Annotated in this window: 15 protein-coding genes; 2 read left to right on the top strand and 13 right to left on the bottom strand. The window is 68.0% G+C overall.

Features of this window, described 5'->3' with window-relative positions; all coding sequences use genetic code 11:
* Positions 1–95 precede the first annotated feature (95 nt).
* The 3 genes from rpsG to A9X00_RS22955 all read right to left on the bottom strand — a co-directional run bounded on the left by rpsG (position 96) and on the right by A9X00_RS22955 (position 1856).
* On the bottom strand, positions 96–566 hold the full coding sequence (gene rpsG, locus A9X00_RS22945) for a 30S ribosomal protein S7 (protein ID WP_067012878.1): 471 nt from the start codon (positions 564–566) through the stop codon (positions 96–98).
* On the bottom strand, positions 566–940 hold the full coding sequence (gene rpsL, locus A9X00_RS22950; RefSeq protein WP_003879423.1) for a 30S ribosomal protein S12: 375 nt from the start codon (positions 938–940) through the stop codon (positions 566–568). The genes rpsG and rpsL overlap by 1 nt, the downstream gene beginning before the upstream one ends.
* A gap of 262 nt (positions 941–1202) precedes the next feature.
* Positions 1203–1856, bottom strand: a complete 654-nt coding sequence (locus A9X00_RS22955; protein WP_067158716.1) for a TetR/AcrR family transcriptional regulator — start codon at positions 1854–1856, stop codon at positions 1203–1205.
* Positions 1857–1970: 114 nt separating this feature from the next.
* On the opposite strand from A9X00_RS22955, the gene A9X00_RS22960 reads away from it, so the two are divergent.
* Both A9X00_RS22960 and A9X00_RS22965 read left to right on the top strand, forming a co-directional pair.
* Positions 1971–2348, top strand: coding sequence for a DUF3060 domain-containing protein (locus A9X00_RS22960; protein ID WP_067158717.1), 378 nt, complete (start codon positions 1971–1973; stop codon positions 2346–2348).
* 33 nt (positions 2349–2381) lie between these two features.
* Positions 2382–2861 (top strand): DUF3060 domain-containing protein, encoded by a 480-nt coding sequence (locus tag A9X00_RS22965; protein WP_067158718.1) that lies wholly within the window; start codon positions 2382–2384, stop codon positions 2859–2861.
* A gap of 9 nt (positions 2862–2870) precedes the next feature.
* Here the strand turns inward: A9X00_RS22965 and A9X00_RS22970 are convergent, their stop codons facing one another.
* The 10 genes from A9X00_RS22970 to A9X00_RS23015 form a co-directional block, all read right to left on the bottom strand.
* On the bottom strand, positions 2871–3638 hold the full coding sequence (locus A9X00_RS22970) for a crotonase/enoyl-CoA hydratase family protein (protein ID WP_067158719.1): 768 nt from the start codon (positions 3636–3638) through the stop codon (positions 2871–2873).
* Positions 3635–4357, bottom strand: coding sequence for a PaaX family transcriptional regulator C-terminal domain-containing protein (locus A9X00_RS22975; protein WP_067158720.1), 723 nt, complete (start codon positions 4355–4357; stop codon positions 3635–3637). Before A9X00_RS22975 ends, A9X00_RS22970 begins: the two co-directional genes overlap by 4 nt.
* 2 nt (positions 4358–4359) lie before the next feature.
* Positions 4360–5298: a crotonase/enoyl-CoA hydratase family protein gene (locus tag A9X00_RS22980; protein WP_067158721.1), complete on the bottom strand. Its 939-nt coding sequence runs from the start codon at positions 5296–5298 to the stop codon at positions 4360–4362.
* An 8-nt stretch (positions 5299–5306) separates the two neighbouring features.
* Positions 5307–6935 carry an acyl-CoA dehydrogenase family protein gene (locus A9X00_RS22985; RefSeq protein ID WP_067158726.1) on the bottom strand — a complete coding sequence of 543 codons (1629 nt, stop codon included), beginning with the start codon at positions 6933–6935 and terminating at the stop codon, positions 5307–5309.
* 46 nt (positions 6936–6981) lie between these two features.
* A complete protein-coding gene (locus A9X00_RS22990) occupies positions 6982–7818 on the bottom strand; it encodes a PHB depolymerase family esterase (protein ID WP_067158727.1) in 837 nt (278 codons plus the stop codon).
* An 11-nt stretch (positions 7819–7829) separates the two neighbouring features.
* Entirely contained in the window at positions 7830–8585 is a 756-nt protein-coding gene (locus A9X00_RS22995) for a deoxyribonuclease IV (protein ID WP_067158729.1), read from the bottom strand.
* Between the two features lie 170 nt (positions 8586–8755).
* Entirely contained in the window at positions 8756–12706 is a 3951-nt protein-coding gene (locus A9X00_RS23000) for a DNA-directed RNA polymerase subunit beta' (protein WP_067158731.1), read from the bottom strand.
* A 43-nt stretch (positions 12707–12749) separates the two neighbouring features.
* Positions 12750–16274 (bottom strand): DNA-directed RNA polymerase subunit beta, encoded by a 3525-nt coding sequence (locus A9X00_RS23005; protein WP_156772248.1) that lies wholly within the window; start codon positions 16272–16274, stop codon positions 12750–12752.
* Positions 16275–16658: 384 nt separating this feature from the next.
* Positions 16659–17672, bottom strand: coding sequence for an ABC transporter ATP-binding protein (locus tag A9X00_RS23010; RefSeq protein ID WP_067158739.1), 1014 nt, complete (start codon positions 17670–17672; stop codon positions 16659–16661).
* Positions 17673–17832: 160 nt separating this feature from the next.
* Positions 17833–19347, bottom strand: a complete 1515-nt coding sequence (locus tag A9X00_RS23015; protein ID WP_067158742.1) for a carotenoid oxygenase family protein — start codon at positions 19345–19347, stop codon at positions 17833–17835.
* Positions 19348–19384 lie beyond the last annotated feature (37 nt).

Consider the following 19384-nt stretch of genomic DNA (forward strand, 5'->3'; position numbering starts at 1 on the left):
TTCCCACTCTTTCGATTGCTTGGTTAGCGGTTGTTGTCGCCCCGGCCACTCTGCCGAATGTCGCCGCCTCCGCGGCTGCGCGCGCGGTGCGCGCTCTACCAGCGATAGTGCGCGAAGGCGCGGTTGGCCTCGGCCATCTTGTGGGTGTCCTCACGCCGCTTGACGGAGGCCCCGAGGCCGTTGCTGGCGTCCAGGAGTTCGTTCGCCAGCCGCTCGATCATGGTCTTCTCCCGGCGTTGCCGCGAGAAGCTGACAAGCCAGCGCAGCGCCAGGGTGGTGGACCGGTCGGGGCGCACCTCGACGGGCACCTGATAGGTCGCACCACCGACGCGGCGGCTGCGCACCTCCAGGGCGGGCTTGACGTTGTCGAGAGCACGCTTAAGCGTGATCACCGGGTCGGTGCCGGTCTTTTCCCGGGCTTGTTCGAGCGCTCCATAAACAATGCGTTCGGCGAGGGATTTCTTCCCCTTGAGCAGAACTTTGTTGACCAGCTGGGTGACCAGCTGCGACCCGTAGACCGGGTCGTTGACCAACGGACGCTTGGGCGCGGGCCCCTTGCGCGGCATCAGCTCTTCTCCTTCTTGGCGCCGTAGCGGCTACGAGCCTGCTTGCGGTTCTTGACGCCCTGGGTGTCGAGCGAACCGCGGATTATCTTGTACCGGACACCCGGCAGGTCCTTAACCCGGCCACCACGCACCAGCACCATGGAGTGCTCCTGCAGGTTGTGGCCCTCGCCGGGGATGTATGCCGTGACCTCGACCTGACTCGTCAGCTTGACGCGCGCGACCTTCCGAAGCGCCGAGTTCGGCTTCTTCGGGGTGGTGGTGTACACGCGGGTGCATACGCCACGGCGCTGCGGGCTGCCCTTCAGAGCCGCGGTCTTGACCTTTCCGATCTTGTCCCGACGACCCTTGCGGACCAGCTGCTGAATGGTTGGCATCTAGGAGGCTTTCTGTGTTGAAGTGTGCGTTCTGGCTCGGCTGTTAAGTCTGTGTACTGCAGTTTTGCCCCGTCGCGGACTAGCTCTCGTACCCCGCGGCCGGGTGTGTCGCAAGCGCTCAGCACGGAGTTCGATCCGATGCGTCGTGGACATGCGAATTAGCCCGGCATCCGCTTCCTTACGTCAGGCGCCGTAAGCCGCCAGGCACGAGCTACCACAATACCTGCCGCCGGTCTCGCAGGTCAAAGCGGCGATCATCCGACTAACCGGGTGAGGCCCGCTGGTGCGCGGAGCGCCTTTCCAGCGCCTCCAAACCCCGGGCCAGCCGCAACACCATGTCGGAGAACAGCGCGTCGGTGTCGATGTCGTCCATGACCCCGGTCATTTCCAGCAACACGAAGCCGTGCATCGCGGACCAGAACTCCAGCGCGGCGTGGAAGGCCTCGACACCGTCCAGCCCATAGGACGCCAGCACCGCGAGCACCGGCGCCGCCGCGCCCCTGGTGGCCGTCGCGTACTCGGGGTCGTCGCCGCCCAGCGGCATCCGGGTGAAGGCGGAGTACCGGCCGGGGTGGTGATGCGCGTAGCTGCGGTAGGCGGCGGCCATGACGAGCACCGCGTCGTCGCGGGCGCGCCCCTCGCCGACCCGGTTCAGCATCGTGATGATGTCGTCGATGACCCGGATCCGCACGGCGCGGCGCAGGTCCTCCAGGCTGTCCACGTGGTTGTACAGCGACGGCCCCTTGGTGCCCAGCTGCGTGGCCAGCGCGTTGATGGTCAGCGAGTCCCAGCCCTCCCGGTCCAGGAAGGCCAGTGCGCCGTCGACGATGCCGTCGCGGCTCAGTTTCGCCGGGCGCGAGCCCGACTTCCCGGCGCGCTGGCGCCCAGCCGCCGACGGCGGTTCCGGAGCTGCCATGCGATCGCCCTTCGATTGATCCCGGGTGGGTTAACTAATGACTCTAGTTGACGAAGGCCGGGAAAATCGTAGGCTCATTCGAGCGGATTCACCCGTGTTCAAAGGGGGCGTGCAGTGAACTGGACAACCGTCGCGGGGCCCCTGGTCACCTGCGCCGTCGTAGTCGCCGCGACGCCCGCCCCGGCGGCGCCGGCCGCGCACGCCAAGAACGGCGACACGCACATCACCGGACAGGGCGTCGACCAGACGCTGGACTGCAACGACGCCACCCTGATCGTCAACGGCACCGGCAACACCGTCAACGCCAAGGGAAACTGCTGGGCTGTCACGGTCATGGGGTCGGGCAACACCGTCATCGCGGACTCGGTCACCCACGACATCACCGTGTACGGCTACGACGAGACCGTCTTTTATCACGGCGGCGCACCGATCCTGTGGGACCGCGGACGCGAACTGGGCATGACCAACCGGCTCCAGCAGGTGCCGGGCTGAGGCACGGCACCACTCAAGGGGAATCGAGGATCAATGCGCGACCACATCACCGACCGCTCGTCCAGGCTGGCCGCGCTCGCCCTGGCGCCGGCGGCCGCGGCCCTGGTCCTGGCGGGCTGCAGCTCGACGGCCAACCCGCCCGGCGGCGTCACGACGACGACGAAGAGCACCGCGACCACGACGAGCGGCGCGGCGGCGCCGACCGGTTCGAGCGGGGCGAGCACCACCGCGTCGATCGAGATCGGGAACTCGCTGAACTACGGGTCGATGGGCACCACGGCCACGCTTGATTGCGCCAACGGCAAGACGCTCAACGTCGGCGGCTCCAACAACACGCTGACCGTCACCGGCACCTGCGCGACGGTGACCATCGGCGGTGCCAACAACAAGATCACCATCGACAAGGTCGACACGCGCATCAGCGTGGTGGGGTTGAACAACACCATCACCTACAAGGACGGTGAACCGAAGGTCGACAACCTCGGCTCGGGCAACACGATCAGCAAGGGCTAGGGCCGCAGGCTAATTCGCCGCCGCGCCGTGCCGCCCGGCCCCCGCGGCGAACCTCCCCGCGCCTTCCGCGGCCTCCGCGGCGACCCGGGAGATGCTGGCGAATTCGAAATCGATCGCCTCCGATTCCGGCCTGCCCCACTGCGCCAGCGCCGAGAGCCGATCCGAGCGCAGGCACTGCTGCGGCAGGGCCGCGAGCTCTGCCGCCAGTTCCTCGGCGGCTTGGCGCGCTTGGCCTTTGGGCACGACGCGGTTGGCCAGCCCCATCGCCAGCGCCTCGTCGGCACGGACGCCGCGGCCGGTGAGGATCATGTCCATGGCGCGGCTCTGCCCGATGAGCCGGGGCAGCCGCACGGTGCCGCCGTCGATCAGCGGGACCCCCCAGCGCCGGCAGAACACGCCGAACACGGCGTCCTCCTCGGCGACCCGCAGGTCGCACCACAGGGCCAGCTCCAGGCCGCCGGCGACGGCGTAGCCGCTCACGGCGGCGATCACCGGCTTGGACAGCACCATCCGCGTCGGCCCCATCGGCCCGGGACCGGTGCGGTGCACCTCGTTGGCGTCGGGCGTGCCGAATGACTTCAAATCGGCTCCGGCGCAAAAGGTTCCGCCATCGCCCCACAGCACAGCCACCGATGCGGCGTCGTCGCGGTCGAACTCCTCGAACGCCGCGTAGAGCGCGGTCGCGGTGGGGCCGTTCACGGCGTTGCGCGCCCCCGGCCGATCGAGGATCACCGTGGTCACCGGACCGTTTCGCTCGACACGCACCGGGTCGCTCATGTCGCCTCCTGGAGTTGGATGGGTTCGCGTCGTTTTAGCAGCTCGGCGGCGAAGTCGTGGTACGCCGCGCGCAGCCGGTCCCCCGGCCAGTCGGACGGTAACAGTTCGTCGGGCAGCACCGGGTCGGTGAGCAGGTGCCGCACCGTCGCCGCGGCCACCGTGAAGCGGCCGGGAATGTCCGGCGCGGCGGCCATCTCGTCGAGCAGCCGGCGGCCGGTTTGCGCCCAGCCGGGCAGATCCCACAGCCGGGCGGCCAACTCGGCGGGGGCGTCATCGCGGGCCGTCAGCGTCCGCACCCGGGAGTCGAGCTCCGGGCCCAAATCCGGATCCAGGTTATCCGGCCGCATCCAGACGCCTTCGCGAAGTTCGCCAAAGCGCTTGTCGTGCAAGGAGGTTCGCAGGGCCGCGCGGGTGCGCGCGTCGTTGCCGACGCTGGTCACGATGAGAACGATCCATTGTCCGCGCCAGGCCCGCGTCCGCGGGTCGATGGCGTCGTCCTGCCGCCGTTGGCGGGCCAGCAGTCGATCGGAGAGCCGGTAGCCGTCGGCGGAGCGGATCAGGTCGCCCGCGCCCACCATGCGGGTCAGCGCCACCCGCAACGTCGTTTCCTTGATGCCGAAATCGTTTGTCAGCCTGATCAAGTCGCCGGCCGTGGCCCAGGCGGGGTGTGCGCCGAGCAGCACGCTGAGCACCACCGACCGCGCGGTCATGTTCGGCATGGCTACACCTGCGACGCCCGGCGGCCGTGGTCACCGAAGGGCTCGTCGCGGTGCCGAACCGCCTCCCGGAAGCCGTGCTCGACCGCGTCGGCCACGAAGGCGTGCCCCTCCGGGGTGTGCCGGGCGACGCCGTCGAACACGGTGCTGACCATCCTGCTGGTGGCCACACCCTGTTGCAGCAGAGCCGAATTGAGCGCGAGCTTGACCATGATCAGCTGGTTGACCGGCACGGCGGCGATCCGTTCGACCAGCCGCTCCGTCCGCTCGTCGAGGTCCTTCGGGTCGGGCGCCTCCACCGCCAGGCCCCACTCGGCGGCCTGCGCTCCGGTGATGCAATCCCCGGTAAGCAGCAGGCGTTTCGCGCGCTGGTCGCCGAGCCGGTGGGCCCACAGCCCGGCGGCCGGGACGCCCCACACCCGCGTCGGCGGGTAGCCGATCTTGGCGTCGGCGGCGGCGATGACCTGGTCGGCGTGCAGCGCGATGTCGGTGCCGCCGGCCACGCAGTAGCCGTGGATCTTGACCACCGTCGGCTTGTCGGCGTGCATCAGGCTGGAAAACCCGCGCACGAAGCGGCTCATCATCTGGTAGTCGATCATCGGGTCCCACGGCTGATTCGGCAGGTGGTTGGCGCCTTGGGTTTTCCCGTCCAGCACCGTGCCCGCATACGCGCCGGTCCCCCCGGCCGACCCGGTGCCATCGGCGTAGGCGGACAGGTCGAAGCCCGCGCAGAAGCCCTCGCCGCGCCCCGACACGAGGATGACGTGCACGCCCGGGTCGAGGTCGGCGCGCTCCACCAGCGCCGAGAGCTCCAGCGGGGTGTCCGCGACGATCGCGTTGCCCTTCTCCGGCCGGTTGAAGGTGATGCGCGCAACCCGATCGGTGACCTCGTAGGTCATGGTCTTCAGGTTGTCGAAGTCCACCGGCCTGATGGCGTGAGACATCTTGTGGCTCAGCCCTTTACGAGGGCGCGCTCGAGGATCGGTGCGAGGTCGAGGCCCGTGGGCATGGTGCCGAAAGCGCCGCCCCACCGCCCGTCGAGCCGGGTGGCCAGGAATGCCTCGGCGACGGCCGGGTGCCCGTGGCGCACCAGCAGCGAGCCCTGCAGCGCCAGGCAGATGTCCTCGGCGACCTTGCGGGCGCGGTAGGCGATGCTGTCCAGGTCGGCCAATTGCTGCCGCAGCTTTTCGACGTGGCCGTCCAGCCGGTGATCCTGGCCCGCGGTTTGGCCCAGCTCGCCGAACAGCACCTCGACGCATTCGGGGCGGGTTGCCATGGCGCGCAACGTATCCAGCGCGCTGACGTTGCCCGAGCCCTCCCAGATGCCCATCAGCGGCGCCTCACGGAACAGTCGCGGCATGCCGGAGTCCTCGACATAGCCGTTGCCACCCAGGCATTCCAGCGCCTCGGCGGCGTGCGGGGTGGCTCGCTTGCACACCCAATACTTGCTGGCGGCCAGGCCGATCCGGCGCAGCAGCGCCTCGGTCTCATCGCCCCGCACGGCCTTGTCGGTGGCGCCGGCCATCCGCATCGCGACGATCGTGGCGGCCTCGGCCTCGACGGCCAGGTCGGCCAGCACGTTGCGCATCAGCGGCTGGTCGATCAGGTAGGCGCCGAACGCCTTTCGGTGCTGGGCATGGTGGATGGCGCGCGTCAGGCCGGTGCGCATGCTGGTGGCGCTGCCCAGCGTGCAGTCCAGCCTGGTGAGGTTGACCATCTCGATGATCGTCGGGACGCCGCGGCCCTCCTCGCCCACCAGCCACGCGGTGGCGCCGTCGTACTCCACCTCGCTGGAGGCGTTGGCGTGGTTGCCGAGCTTGTCCTTGAGCCGCTGCAACAACATCCGGTTGCGGGTGCCGTCGGGGAGTATCCGCGGCAGCAGGAAGCAGGACAGCCCGCCCGGGGCCTGCGCCAGCACCAGGAAGATGTCGCACATCGGCGCCGAGGTGAACCATTTGTGACCGGTCAGGCTGTAGCTGCCGTCCCCGTTCGGGGTCGCCTGGGTGGTGCCGGCGCGTACGTCGGAGCCGCCCTGCTTCTCGGTCATCGACATGCCCGCGGTGATGCCGGCCTTCGTCGTGGCCAGTTTGAGCTCGGGGTCGTATTCGCGACTGGTCAGCAGCGGCTCGTAAACCGCCGCCAGTTCGGGGTTGTAGCGCAGCGCGGGGACGACGGCGTACGTCATCGACACGGGGCAGGTGTGTCCGGGCTCGACGTTCCAGACCGACATCTTGGCGGCGCGCACCACGTGCGCGCCCGGCCGCCCGTCGGCCCAGGGCGCCGCGTGGATGCCGTGGCCGATCGCCACGCGCATCAGCTCGTGGTAGGCCGGGTCGTACTCGATCTCGTCGACGCGGTGCCCGTACTGGTCGTGGGTGTGCAGCACCGGCCGGTTGCGGTCGGCCAGCTCGCCCCACCGTTGCGCCTCGCGGCTGCCCGCAAGCGCGCCAAGCTCGTTCACCTCTTCGATGCCCCACTGCCCGCCCTCGCGGATCAGCGCCTCGACGAGCACGGCGGAAGTGGCCGGGTTGTAGTTCTCCAGGGGCGGCACCTGGTTGGTCACGACATGGGTATCAGGCATGCACTCATGTTACAGTTTTCCGACAGTCGCACAAGAGCTGTAATGATCAGCGCGGGTGCGCGGCGAAGAATTGCCACAGCGCCTCGGTCGCGAACGGCGGCCATTCGTGGCCGCCGCCGTCGACGGTGACGAGGACGACGCCGCGGTTGTCCGCGCACGTGGCCGCCGAGGTGGCGACGGGTCCGCTGGTGGTGGCGGCCGCGGCGCCGCATTGATCGACGTTGCGCCAGAACGCATTGACCTCAGGCACCGACGGGCCGTTGATGACGCTGAAGCCCTGCCCGCCGGCGTACGGGACGAGCCGGTCGGCGGTGCCGTGAATGTGGAAAACCGACGTCGGGCGCGGGCTGCGGCACGCGTTCAGCTGGGTGCCGGCAACCGGGCCGATCGCCGCGAAGATGTCGGTCGTGCAGGCCAGCGTGAAGGACATGATGGCGCCGTTGCTCATCCCGGTGGCGTAGACCTTGGCGTGGTCGATGCCGACGTTGCGGCCGATGTCGGCGACGACCGCGCTGATGAAGGCGACGTCGTCGACGCCCTCCCGTCCGGGCCGGCCGCAGCAGCCCTCCCCGTCGACGTTCCAGGCCCGGTCGAACCCGTCCGGATAGGCGACGACGAATTTGGCCGAATCGGCCAAATGGTCCCAGTCGTAACCCCTTTCGGCCTGCGCGCCGCTGCCGGAATAGCCGTGCATGACGACCACCAGCGCGGCCGATGCGGGCGCCCCCGCGGGCTTGTAGAGCCGATAGTCGCGATCGTGGCCACCGACGTTGAGGTGGTGCAGGCTGGTGCCGGTGACGAAGCCCGACGGGAGCTCGCGCCACGGCGCGCAACCGGCGACCAGCAGAACCACTCCGAGCAGCGCCGCGAGCCGACCGAGCATGGGCGCGTGAATCAGCCGCCGGTGTTTTCCCGCAGAAACGCGATGTCGTCCTTGCGGCCCTCGTCGGCGGTCTCGCAGATCACCGGCGCGTCGGCGGCCTTGACCACCGCGACGAGCAGCTCGGGGTCGATCTGGCCGGTGCCGAAGTTGGCGTGCCGGTCGGCGCCCGAACCCGCGGCGTCGCGCGAGTCGTTGCAGTGCACCAGGTCAATGCGGCCGGTCAGGGCCTTGACCCGGTCGACCGCGTCGATCAGCTCCTCCCCCGCGGCCCAGGCGTGGCAGGTGTCCAGGCAGAAGCCGATGCCCTTGTCCCCGATGCGATCCCAGAGCCTGCCGATGGTGTCGAAGTGGCGGGCCATGGCGTGGTCGCCGCCCGCCGTGTTCTCCAGGTACACGCGGACGTCGGTTTCGAGGTAGTCCAGCGCCTTGACCCACCGCTCGAAGCCGGCCTCCATGTCATTGTCGTCGGCGTGGCCGCCGTGCACGATCACCGCCGTCGCGCCGACCGCCGCGGCCGCGTCGCAGGTGTCCTGCAGGATCTTGCGCGACGGGATGCGAATGCGGTTGTTGGCCGAGGCCACGTTGATCAGGTACGGCGCGTGGACGTACAGCGGGATCGTGGACGCCTTCAGCGCCTCGGCGTCGTCGCGCGGCTTGGGCTTCTTCCAGCTCTGCGGGTTGCCGAGGAAGAACTGCACCGCGTCGGCGCCGTCGGCCTGCGCGGCGGCCAGGGGATCGTCGGAGTGGACGTGCGAACCGATGAGCACGATGGCCAGTGTAGTGAGTGCCACCGACCGGCCGGCGCCCGCGAACGTGCGGCTGGCCGCACACTCGGCGCCGAACGTGCGGCTGGCCGCACACTCGGCGCTAAAGGGAGGCCCAACCGCGAACGAAAAAGCCCCGGACCTCTTTGGGCCCGGGGCTTTCTCGTTGCGAACTAGCGGTAGTCCGAGTACCCGTAGTCGTCCAGCGGAACCGCGGCTCCGGTGGCCTGGCCGAAGTCCGGGCTGTAGTAGTGATCCTCGTAGGACGGGATCGTGTACGCCGCGGCGCGGGCCTCCTCGGTGGGCTGCACCTGGATGTTGCGGTAGCGGTTGATGCCGGTACCGGCCGGGATCAGCTTTCCGATGATCACGTTCTCCTTCAGACCGTTGAGCTTGTCGCTGCGGCAGTTGATCGCCGCATCGGTCAGCACTCGCGTGGTCTCCTGGAACGACGCCGCGGAAAGCCACGAGTCCGTGGCCAACGACGCCTTCGTGATGCCCATCAGCACCGGGCGGCCGGCCGCGGGCTCGCCGCCCTCGGCCACCACCCGGCGGTTCTCCGCCTCGAACTCCGCGCGGTCGATCAGCGAGCCGGGCAGGAACTCCGTCGAGCCCGAGTCGATGATGGTGACTCGGCGCAGCATCTGGCGAACGATCACCTCGATGTGCTTGTCGTGGATCGACACACCCTGGGCGCGGTAGACCTCCTGGACCTCGCGGACCAGGTGGATCTGCACCTCGCGGGGGCCCTGCACGCGCAGCACCTCGTGCGGGTCGGCCGAGCCCTCCATCAGCTGCTGGCCCACCTCCACGTGGTCACCGTCGGACAGCACTCCCTCGGAGCCGTCGTCGTGCTTGTACACCCGCAGGCGCTGCCGCTTGGAGAGCTTGTCGTAGACGACTTCCTCGCCGCCGTCGTCGGGAACGATGGTGATCTTGTAGAACCGCTCACCGTCCTCGAGACGCACCCGCCCGGTGACGTCGGCGATCGGGGCCTTGCCGCGCGGCACGCGGGCCTCGAACAGCTCCTGCACGCGGGGCAGACCGCCGGTGATGTCCTCACCGACACCACCCTGGTGGAAGGTCCGCATCGTCAGCTGGGTGCCGGGCTCACCGATCGACTGGGCCGCGACGATGCCGACGGCCTCGCCGATGTCGACCAGCTTGCCGGTGGCCATCGAACGCCCGTAGCACGTCGCGCAGACGCCGGTGCCGGTGGTGCAGGTGAGCACCGAGCGCACCTTGACCTGCGTGATGCCGGCCGCCAGCAGCGCGTCGATCTCCGGGTCACCCAGGTCCTCGCCGCGAGCGACGACGACGTTGCCCTTTTCGTCGACCGCGTCGGTGCCCAAAGTCCGCGCGTACGCCGAGGTTTCGATGTACGGGTCGCGGATCAGCGTGCCGTCGGGCTGACGCTCGGCCAGCTCGACGACGATGCCGCGCTCGGTCTCGCAGTCGTGCTCGCGGACGATGACGTCCTGGCTCACGTCCACCAGACGACGGGTCAGGTAACCCGAGTCGGCGGTACGCAACGCGGTGTCCGCCAAGCCCTTTCGAGCGCCGTGGGTGTTGATGAAGTACTCCAGCACCGTCAGGCCCTCGCGGAACGAGGACTTGACCGGACGCGGGATGAACTCACCCTTCGGGTTGGTCACCAGGCCCTTCATGCCGGCCAGCGTTCGGGTCTGGGTGAAGTTACCCGTGGCGCCCGAGTCGACGATCGTGATGATCGGGTTGTCGGCGGGGTAGTGCTCGCGCAGCGCCTGACCGACCTCGTCGGTGGCTTCCTTCCAGATCTCCACCAGCGCCTCGTTGCGCTCGTCGTGGTTCAAAGCGCCACGCTGGAACTGCTTTTCGACCTTGTCGGCGCGCTCCTCGTACTGGTCGAGGATCTCCTTCTTGCGCGGCGGCACGAGCACGTCGGCCATCGAGACCGTGACACCGCTGCGGGTCGCCCAGTAGAAACCGGCGTCCTTGAGCTTGTCCACGGTCTGCGCGACCACGATCATCGGGTAGCGCTCGGCCAGGTCGTTGATGATCGCCGCCTGCACCTTCTTGTGCATCTGCTTGTTCACGAACGGGTAGGCCACCGGCAGCAGCTCGTTGAACAGCACCCGGCCCAGCGTGGTCTCGGCCATCCAGGCGTCGCCCGGCTGCCAGCCGTTGGCACCGAACAGCTCCGCCTCGATCTCGGCGGGCGGGCGCAGCTGGGTCAGCCGCACCTTGATCTTGGCCCGCACCGACAGCACGCCGCGGTCCGACGCCATGATCGCCTCGGCCGGTGAGGAGTACACCCCGACCTCCGGCTGGTCCTTGGCGGCCGGTGTGTATTCGCCGGTGTCGCCGTCGACCTCGGTGGTCAGGTAGTACAGCCCGGTCACCATGTCCAGTCGGGGCATGGCCAACGGGCGACCGGACGCCGGCGACAGGATGTTGTTGGAGGACAGCATCAGGATGCGGGCCTCGGCCTGCGCCTCCGCGGAGAGCGGCAGGTGCACGGCCATCTGGTCACCGTCGAAGTCGGCGTTGAACGCCTCACACACCAACGGGTGCAGCTGAATCGCCTTGCCTTCCACCAGCATCGGCTCGAAGGCCTGGATGCCCAGCCGGTGCAGGGTGGGCGCGCGGTTCAGCAGCACCGGGTGCTCGGCGATGACCTCTTCGAGGACGTCCCACACCTGGGGGCGCTGCCGCTCGACCATCCGCTTGGCGCTCTTGATGTTCTGCGCGTGGTTGAGGTCGACGAGCCGCTTCATCACGAACGGCTTGAACAGCTCCAGCGCCATCAGCTTGGGCAGGCCGCACTGGTGCAGCTTGAGCTGCGGGCCGACCACGATGACCGAACGGCCGGAGTAGTCGACGCGCTTGCCGAGCAGGTTCTGGCGGAACCGGCCCTGCTTGCCCTTGAGCAGATCCGACAGCGACTTCAGCGGGCGGTTGCCCGGCCCGGTGACCGGGCGGCCGCGCCGGCCGTTGTCGAACAGCGCGTCCACGGACTCCTGCAGCATCCGCTTCTCGTTGTTGACGATGATCTCGGGCGCGCCGAGGTCGATCAGCCTCTTGAGGCGGTTGTTGCGGTTGATCACGCGGCGGTACAGGTCGTTGAGGTCGCTGGTGGCGAACCGGCCACCGTCGAGCTGGACCATGGGGCGCAGCTCCGGCGGGATCACCGGCACCGCGTCGAGCACCATGCCCATCGGCGAGTTGCCCGACTGCTGGAAGGCGGCGACCACCTTGAGGCGCTTGAGGGCGCGAAGCTTCTTCTGCCCCTTGCCGTTTCGGATGACGTCACGCAGCGAGTCGGCCTCGGCGTCGATGTCGAAGTTCTCGATCAGCTTCTGGATCGACTCCGCGCCCATGGCGCCGGTGAAGTACTCGCCGTAGCGGTCGACGAGCTCGCGGTAGAGGTTCTCGTCGACGATCAGCTGCTTGGGGGCCAGCTTGGTGAAGGTGCTCCAGATGTCCTCCAGCCGGTCCAGCTCGCGCTGGGCGCGGTCGCGGATCTGGCGCATCTCGCGCTCGCCGCCGTCGCGAACCTTGCGCCGGGCGTCGGCCTTGGCGCCCTCGGCCTCCAGCTCGGCCAGGTCCGCCTCGAGCTTTTGCGCACGGGCCTCCAGCTCGGCGTCGCGCTGGTCCTCAACTCCCTTGCGCTCCACCATCATTTCGGCCTCGAGCGTGGAGAGCTCGTTGTGGCGCATCTCGTCGTCGACGGACGTGATCACGTACGCGGCGAAGTAGATGATCTTCTCGAGGTCCTTCGGCGCCAGGTCGAGCAGGTAGCCCAGGCGCGACGGCACACCCTTGAAGTACCAGATGTGCGTGACGGGCGCCGCCAGCTCGATGTGGCCCATCCGCTCGCGGCGCACCTTGGCGCGGGTCACCTCGACGCCGCAGCGCTCACAGATGATGCCCTTGAAGCGGACACGCTTGTACTTGCCGCAGTAGCACTCCCAGTCGCGAGTCGGTCCGAAGATCTTCTCGCAGAACAGGCCGTCCTTCTCCGGCTTCAGCGTGCGGTAGTTGATCGTCTCCGGCTTCTTGACCTCGCCGTAAGACCATTGCCTGATGTCCTCCGCGGTGGCCAGGCCGATACGGAGTTCATCGAAGAAGTTGACGTCGAGCACGTAACTCCCTTTCCCCTTGCGGGTTTAGTAACTAAAAACGTGATTAAGCCAGGTCCTCAACGGACGCGGATTCGTTGCGGGACAAGTTGATTCCCAGGTTGGCGGCGGCCCGCTCAAGGTCCTCGTCCTCGCCCTCGCGCAGCTCGATGGCCGCGCCGTCGGAGGACAGCACCTCGACGTTGAGGCACAGCGACTGCAGCTCCTTGAGCAGCACCTTGAACGACTCCGGGATGCCCGGCTCGGGAATGTTCTCGCCCTTGACGATCGCCTCGTACACCTTGACCCGGCCGACGGTGTCGTCGGACTTGATGGTCAACAGCTCCTGCAGCGTGTACGCGGCGCCGTAGGCCTGCATGGCCCAGCACTCCATCTCACCGAACCGCTGGCCACCGAACTGCGCCTTACCGCCCAGCGGCTGCTGGGTGATCATCGAGTACGGGCCGGTGGAGCGGGCGTGGATCTTGTCGTCCACCAGGTGGTGCAGCTTCATGATGTACATGAAGCCAACCGTCACCGGGTACGGGAACGGCTCGCCGCTGCGGCCGTCGAACAGCACCGCCTTGCCGTCGCCGTTGACCAGCACCTCACCGTCGCGGTTGGGCAGCGTGGCCGACAGCAGCCCCTGCAGCTCGGCCTCCTGCGCGCCGTCGAACACCGGCGTGGACACGATGGCGTTGGGCTCGGCGTGCAACAGGTCCTCGGGCAGGTTGGCGGCCCAGTCCGGAACGCCCTTGCCGGTGTCCACCTTCCAGCCGCTGTGCGCGCACCAGCCGAGGTGCGTTTCCAGGATCTGGCCGATGTTCATCCGTCGCGGCACACCGTGCGTGTTCAGGATGATGTCCACCGGGGTGCCGTCCGGCAGGAACGGCATGTCCTCGACCGGCAGGATCTTGCCGATCACGCCCTTGTTGCCGTGCCGGCCGGCGAGCTTGTCGCCGTCGGAGATCTTGCGCTTCTGGGCCACGTACACGCGGACCAGCTCGTTGACCCCGGCCGGCAGCTCGTCGTCGTCCTCGCGGGAGAACACCCGGATGCCGATGACCTTGCCGGACTCGCCGTGCGGCACCTTCAGCGAGGTGTCGCGGACCTCGCGGGCCTTCTCACCGAAGATCGCCCGCAGCAGCCGCTCCTCCGGGGTCAGCTCGGTCTCACCCTTCGGGGTGACCTTGCCGACCAGGATGTCGCCGTCGCGAACCTCGGCGCCGATCCGCACGATGCCGCGCTCGTCCAGGTCGGCGAGGACCTCGTCGGAGACGTTGGGGATGTCCCGGGTGATCTCCTCGGCGCCCAGCTTGGTGTCGCGGGCATCGATCTCGTGCTCCTCGATGTGGATCGAGGTCAGCACGTCCTCTTCGACCAGGCGGTTGGAGAGGATGATCGCGTCCTCGTAGTTGTGGCCCTCCCACGGCATGATCGCGACCAGCAGGTTCTTGCCGAGCGCCATCTCACCGTTTTCGGTGCAGGGGCCGTCGGCGATCACCTGGCCGGCCTCGACGCGGTCGCCCGCGTCGACGATCGGCGACTGGTTGGCGCAGGTGCCGTGGTTGGAGCGGGCGAACTTGCGCATCCGGTAGGTGTGCCGGGTGCCGTCGTCGGCCATCACGGTGATGTAGTCCGCGGAGACCTCCTCGATCACCCCGGCCTTGTCCGCGACGACGACGTCGCCGGCGTCGATCGCGGCGCGCAACTCCATGCCGGTGCCCACCAGCGGCGCCTCGCTGCGCACCAGCGGAACCGCCTGGCGCTGCATGTTGGCGCCCATCAGGGCGCGGTTGGCGTCGTCGTGCTCGAGGAACGGGATCATGGCGGTGGCCACCGACACCATCTGGCGCGGCGACACGTCCATGTAGTCGACCTCGGACGAGGGCACGTACTCGACCTCGCCCGCCTTGCGGCGGACCAGGACGCGCGGCTCGACGAACCGGCCGCTGGCGTCGATCGGCGAGTTGGCCTGCGCCACCACGTGGCGGTCCTCCTCGTCGGCCGTCAGGTACACGATCTCGTCGGTGACCACGCCGTCGACCACCTTGCGGTACGGCGTCTCGATGAACCCGAACGGGTTGACCCGCGCGTACACCGAAAGCGAGCCGATCAGACCGATGTTCGGACCCTCCGGGGTCTCGATCGGGCACATGCGGCCGTAGTGCGACGGGTGCACGTCACGGACCTCCAGGCCGGCGCGCTCACGCGACAGACCGCCGGGGCCCAGCGCCGACAGGCGGCGCTTGTGGGTGAGACCCGACAGCGGGTTGTTCTGGTCCATGAACTGCGACAGCTGGCTGGTGCCGAAGAACTCCTTGATCGCGGCGACCACCGGCCGGATGTTGATCAGCGTCTGCGGCGTGATGGCCTCGACGTCCTGGGTCGTCATCCGCTCCCGGACGACGCGCTCCATGCGGGACATGCCGACCCGGATCTGGTTCTGGATCAGCTCGCCGACGGTGCGCAACCGGCGGTTGCCGAAGTGGTCGATGTCGTCGGTCTCCACCGGCACCTCGACGCCGCCGGGGACGGTCATCACCGTCTGCCCCTCGTGCAGGCGAACCAGGTACTCGATGGTCGCGACGACGTCCTCTTCGGTCAGCGTGGTCGTCGTGATCGGGTTCTCGGTGTTCAGGCCGAGCTTCTTGTTGACCTTGTAGCGGCCCACCCGGGCCAGGTCGTAGCGCTTCTCCTTGAAGAACAGGTTCTCCAGCAGGGTCTGCGCGGACTCCTTGGTCGGCGGCTCGCCCGGACGCAGCTTGCGGTAGATGTCCAGCAGCGCCTCGTCGGTGCCGGCGGTGTTGTCCTTCTCCAGCGTCGACATCATGATCTCGGAGAAGCCGAACCGCTCGGTGATCCGCTCGGTGGTCCAGCCCAGCGCCTTGAGCAGCACGGTGACCGGCTGGCGGCGCTTGCGGTCGATGCGGACACCGACGGTGTCGCGCTTGTCGACGTCGAACTCGAGCCAGGCGCCGCGGCTGGGGATCACCTTGACGCTGTGCAGCGTCTTCTCGGTGGACTTGTCGATCGTCTCGTCGAAGTAGACGCCGGGCGAGCGCACCAGCTGGCTGACGACGACGCGCTCGGTCCCGTTGATGATGAAGGTGCCCTTCTCGGTCATCATCGGGAAGTCGCCCATGAACACCGTCTGGCTCTTGATCTCGCCGGTGTTGTTGTTGATGAACTCGGCCGTGACGAACAGCGGGGCCGCGTAGGTCATGTCCTTGTCTTTGCACTCGTCGACCGGCGCCTTGACCTCGTCAAAGCGGGGATCGGAGAAAGACAGCGACATCGAGCCCGAGAAGTCCTCGATCGGCGACAGCTCGTAGAGCACTTCTTCGAGGCCACCGACCGGGTCAGCCCCACCCGTGCTTCCCGCGCGGGCCAAGGCGCTCTCGCGCCAGCGCGGCGACCCGATCAGCCACTCGAACGAGTCGGTCTGCACGTCGAGAAGCCCCGGAACCTCAAGCGGTTCGCGGAGCTTGGCGAAGGAAACTCGGTTGGGTGCTCCGGGCACGGAGCCGTTGGTGGAATTTGAGTTTTTGGAACTCTGGTGGCGACTCTTGCTCTGGCGGGAATCTGCCAAGATGCGTCCTTCCAGCACCTCGTGCGACTCACGGCCCCGGGGGAACCGGCTGCGTTCGCCGCATCAATTTGTCGGTACGGCTGGCGAACGATCTGCCCGGATCTCACGCGCGCAACTAAATAGCTAAGCCGCGGGAGGGGGCTCAGGCTAAGACCACGGTGTCAGGTGGCGGGTGAGGTGGGCAGGAGGTAGCCAGCGCAACGTCCAACAATAGCGCAGGACCGCGCATTCCTCAACTACCCACAACAATCAACCCAGGAACATCGGCGCTGGCTCGCGATCTCGACGTTCCGTGGGTACATGCTGCCCAACAGACTGACCCGTTTAGGCCCGGTCGTCAAGAGGGCGGGGCGGCAAGTTGCACCGAGTTATCGGAAATTTTCGCTACTCCCCGCCGAACTCGTTGGCCTTGAACCGGTGGGTGCCTTCGAGGTCGTCGAGGATGGCGGCCTGGGCGTTCTTGGGCAGCGTGTGCAGGATCTCGCGCACCCGGGCCTGGCGCCGCGCGACGGCCTTGCGCTCCGGCATGCCCGGCGTCGCGGTGATCTGCGGGGGCACGCCCTCGATCTCCTCGACGCCGCCGGCGTGGTGGCCGGCGTCGAGGAGGGCCTGCTCCTCGGCCATGGTGGCCTCGTCCTTCTCCTCGGACATGCCGATCGGCCCGATGCGCCGGCCGTTGAGGAACTGGCGCACGACGGGCTCGTCGCTGGTCAGCAGCACCTCCCGCGGGCCGAACATGACCAGCTTGCGGCGGAACAGCATGCCCATGTTGTCCGGCACGGTCCGGGCGATGTTGATGTTGTGCGTCACGATCAGGACGGTTGCGTCGATCTGGGCGTTGATGTCGAGGATCAGCTGGCTCAGATACGCGGTACGAACCGGGTCCAGACCGGAGTCGGGCTCGTCGCACAGGATGATCTGCGGGTCCATCACCAGCGCCCGGGCCAGGCTGGCGCGCTTGCGCATACCGCCGGAGATCTCGCCGGGGAACTTCTTCTCGTCGCCGCCGAGGCCCACCAGGGTCAGCTTCTCCATGACGATGTCACGGATCTCGCTTTCCTTCTTCTTGGTGTGCTCGCGCAGCGGGAAGGCCGCGTTGTCGAACAGGTTCATCGATCCGAACAGCGCGCCGTCCTGGAACATGACGCCGAACAGGGTGCGGATCTCGTAGAGCTCCTTGGCCGAGCACTCGAGGATGTCGGTGCCGTCGATCATGATCGAGCCGCGCTCCGGGCGCAGCAGACCGATGAGGGACTTCAGGAACACCGATTTGCCGGTACCCGACGGCCCCAGTAGGACGCTGACCTCCCCGGCGGGGATATCCAGCGTCACGTCTTCCCAAATTCTCGAGGGACCGAAGGACTTCGTGAGCCCCCTCACCTCGATAGCGACGCCCATGGGGAATCCTTCCGTCGACGCACGTGCCCGCCACCTGCCCTTTTGTGTGGCATCAGTCACTGTAGCGCACGTCAGGCACCCGGCATCAGGCTTGGAACGGACCGCTGACAAAAATTGGCCGACCTGAGACCGCCGGGGTCGGGTTTATTTGACGCGAGTGTTAGCTAGCGGGTGCCCAATTTCCGTGGAAGCCCATCGGCACGCGTTGTGGCAGGTGCACGGTAGCCATGGATTCGAGGGTCTGCGCATCCAGCAGCACCAGCTGCCCTTCGTCGCGGCCGCGGTGGTAGCCGTAGCCCATCAGGACGCCGTCGTCCTCGGCCCGGTCCCCGGGGCTGGAGGCGGGGTTCGGGACGAAAGACATCTCGCCGAGCAAAAGCTCGGGGTCGAGTCCGGCGACCGTGGCCGATCCCGTCGTGTAGTCGTGCTTGTACAGCGGGGTGGCCATCTCGGCGCTGCCCGCGGCGAGGAAGCCGCCCTCGATGCCCACCGTGTAGCCGAAGCGGTGCCGCGCACCCAACAGCGTCTCGTTGATCCGCGGGAATTCCTGCGAGCGCTCGTCGCGGCATTCGGTGGCCACCGCGCCGGTCGCCAGGTTGACGGTCCAGCGGTCCAGCCTGGGCGTGGTGTCGCCGGGGCCGCGCCGGTCGCGGTCGAACATCTTCGCGTAGCGCACCACGTCGAGCACCAAAACCTCTGCGCCGTTGCGCATTTCGGAGTAGGCGTTGAGCGGGTGGTAGACGTAGCAGGGTTCGATGTCGAACCAGCGGACGTCCTTGTTGTCGCCCTCGCGGGGCATGACCCCGATGCGCGCCGGGTAGCCGGGGTTCCAGGCGTACGGCATCCGGTCGTCGTGTCTCGGGTTGCGGTTCATCATCGCGGTGATCGGGCCCGGCACCCGGACCCGCCCGACCAGCGACTGCATCGCCAGCCGGGCCGGCACGCCGAGCCAGCGCGGGATGTTCGTGGGAAGCACCTGCACCGCGTCGAACGTCACCGGCAGGTCGTAGATCACCACGTATTTGTCGGTCAGCGAGAAGTCGTGCATCATCGGCGACCCCGACACCTCGATGTCGACGGTGCGGCGGGCCCGCCCGCGGGTGTCGATCACCGAGTACTGCACGGTGCGCCCGCGCGCGAAAGAGTAAGACACGGCGTGCAATTCGCCGGTGTGCGGATCGCGGTGCGGATGGGCGGTGTAGCCGCCCTCCAGGGTGCCGTCGAAGTCGCAGGTTCCGACGGTGTCCAGCTCGTCGGTCAGCTCGTAGTTGGCGGCCCCGCCCTCGACCAGCGCCAGGGTGCGACCGGCGTGCGTCAGCACGTTGGTGTTGGCGCCGAAGGACAGCATGCCCGCCCGCGTGTTGAGGCGGCCCGGCGCCGGCTCGCCGAGGGTGGCGCTCACCGAGAGGCTGCGCACCCAGCGGTTGCGATACCACTGGGCCCTGCCGTCGCGCAGCGCGACGCCGTGCACCATGCCGTCGCCGCTGAACCAATGATAGGTGGCGGGGTCCACTTCCTCGGCCGGGTTCGGCCCGTTGCGCAGGTAGCGCCCGTCGAGGTGCTCGGGGAGATGTCCGGTGACCTCCAGGTCGGTCGCGGTCACCTCGGCGCCCACCGGCGCCAGAAAGCCGTCGAGATAGGGGTTGCTGGATCGGGTGGCTTGCGCAGAGGTCATTGCTGAGCTCCTATAACATTGTTATTTCGCCGTTATT

This window comes from Mycobacterium sp. 1245805.9, from assembly GCF_001672915.1.
GTDB lineage: Bacteria > Actinomycetota > Actinomycetes > Mycobacteriales > Mycobacteriaceae > Mycobacterium.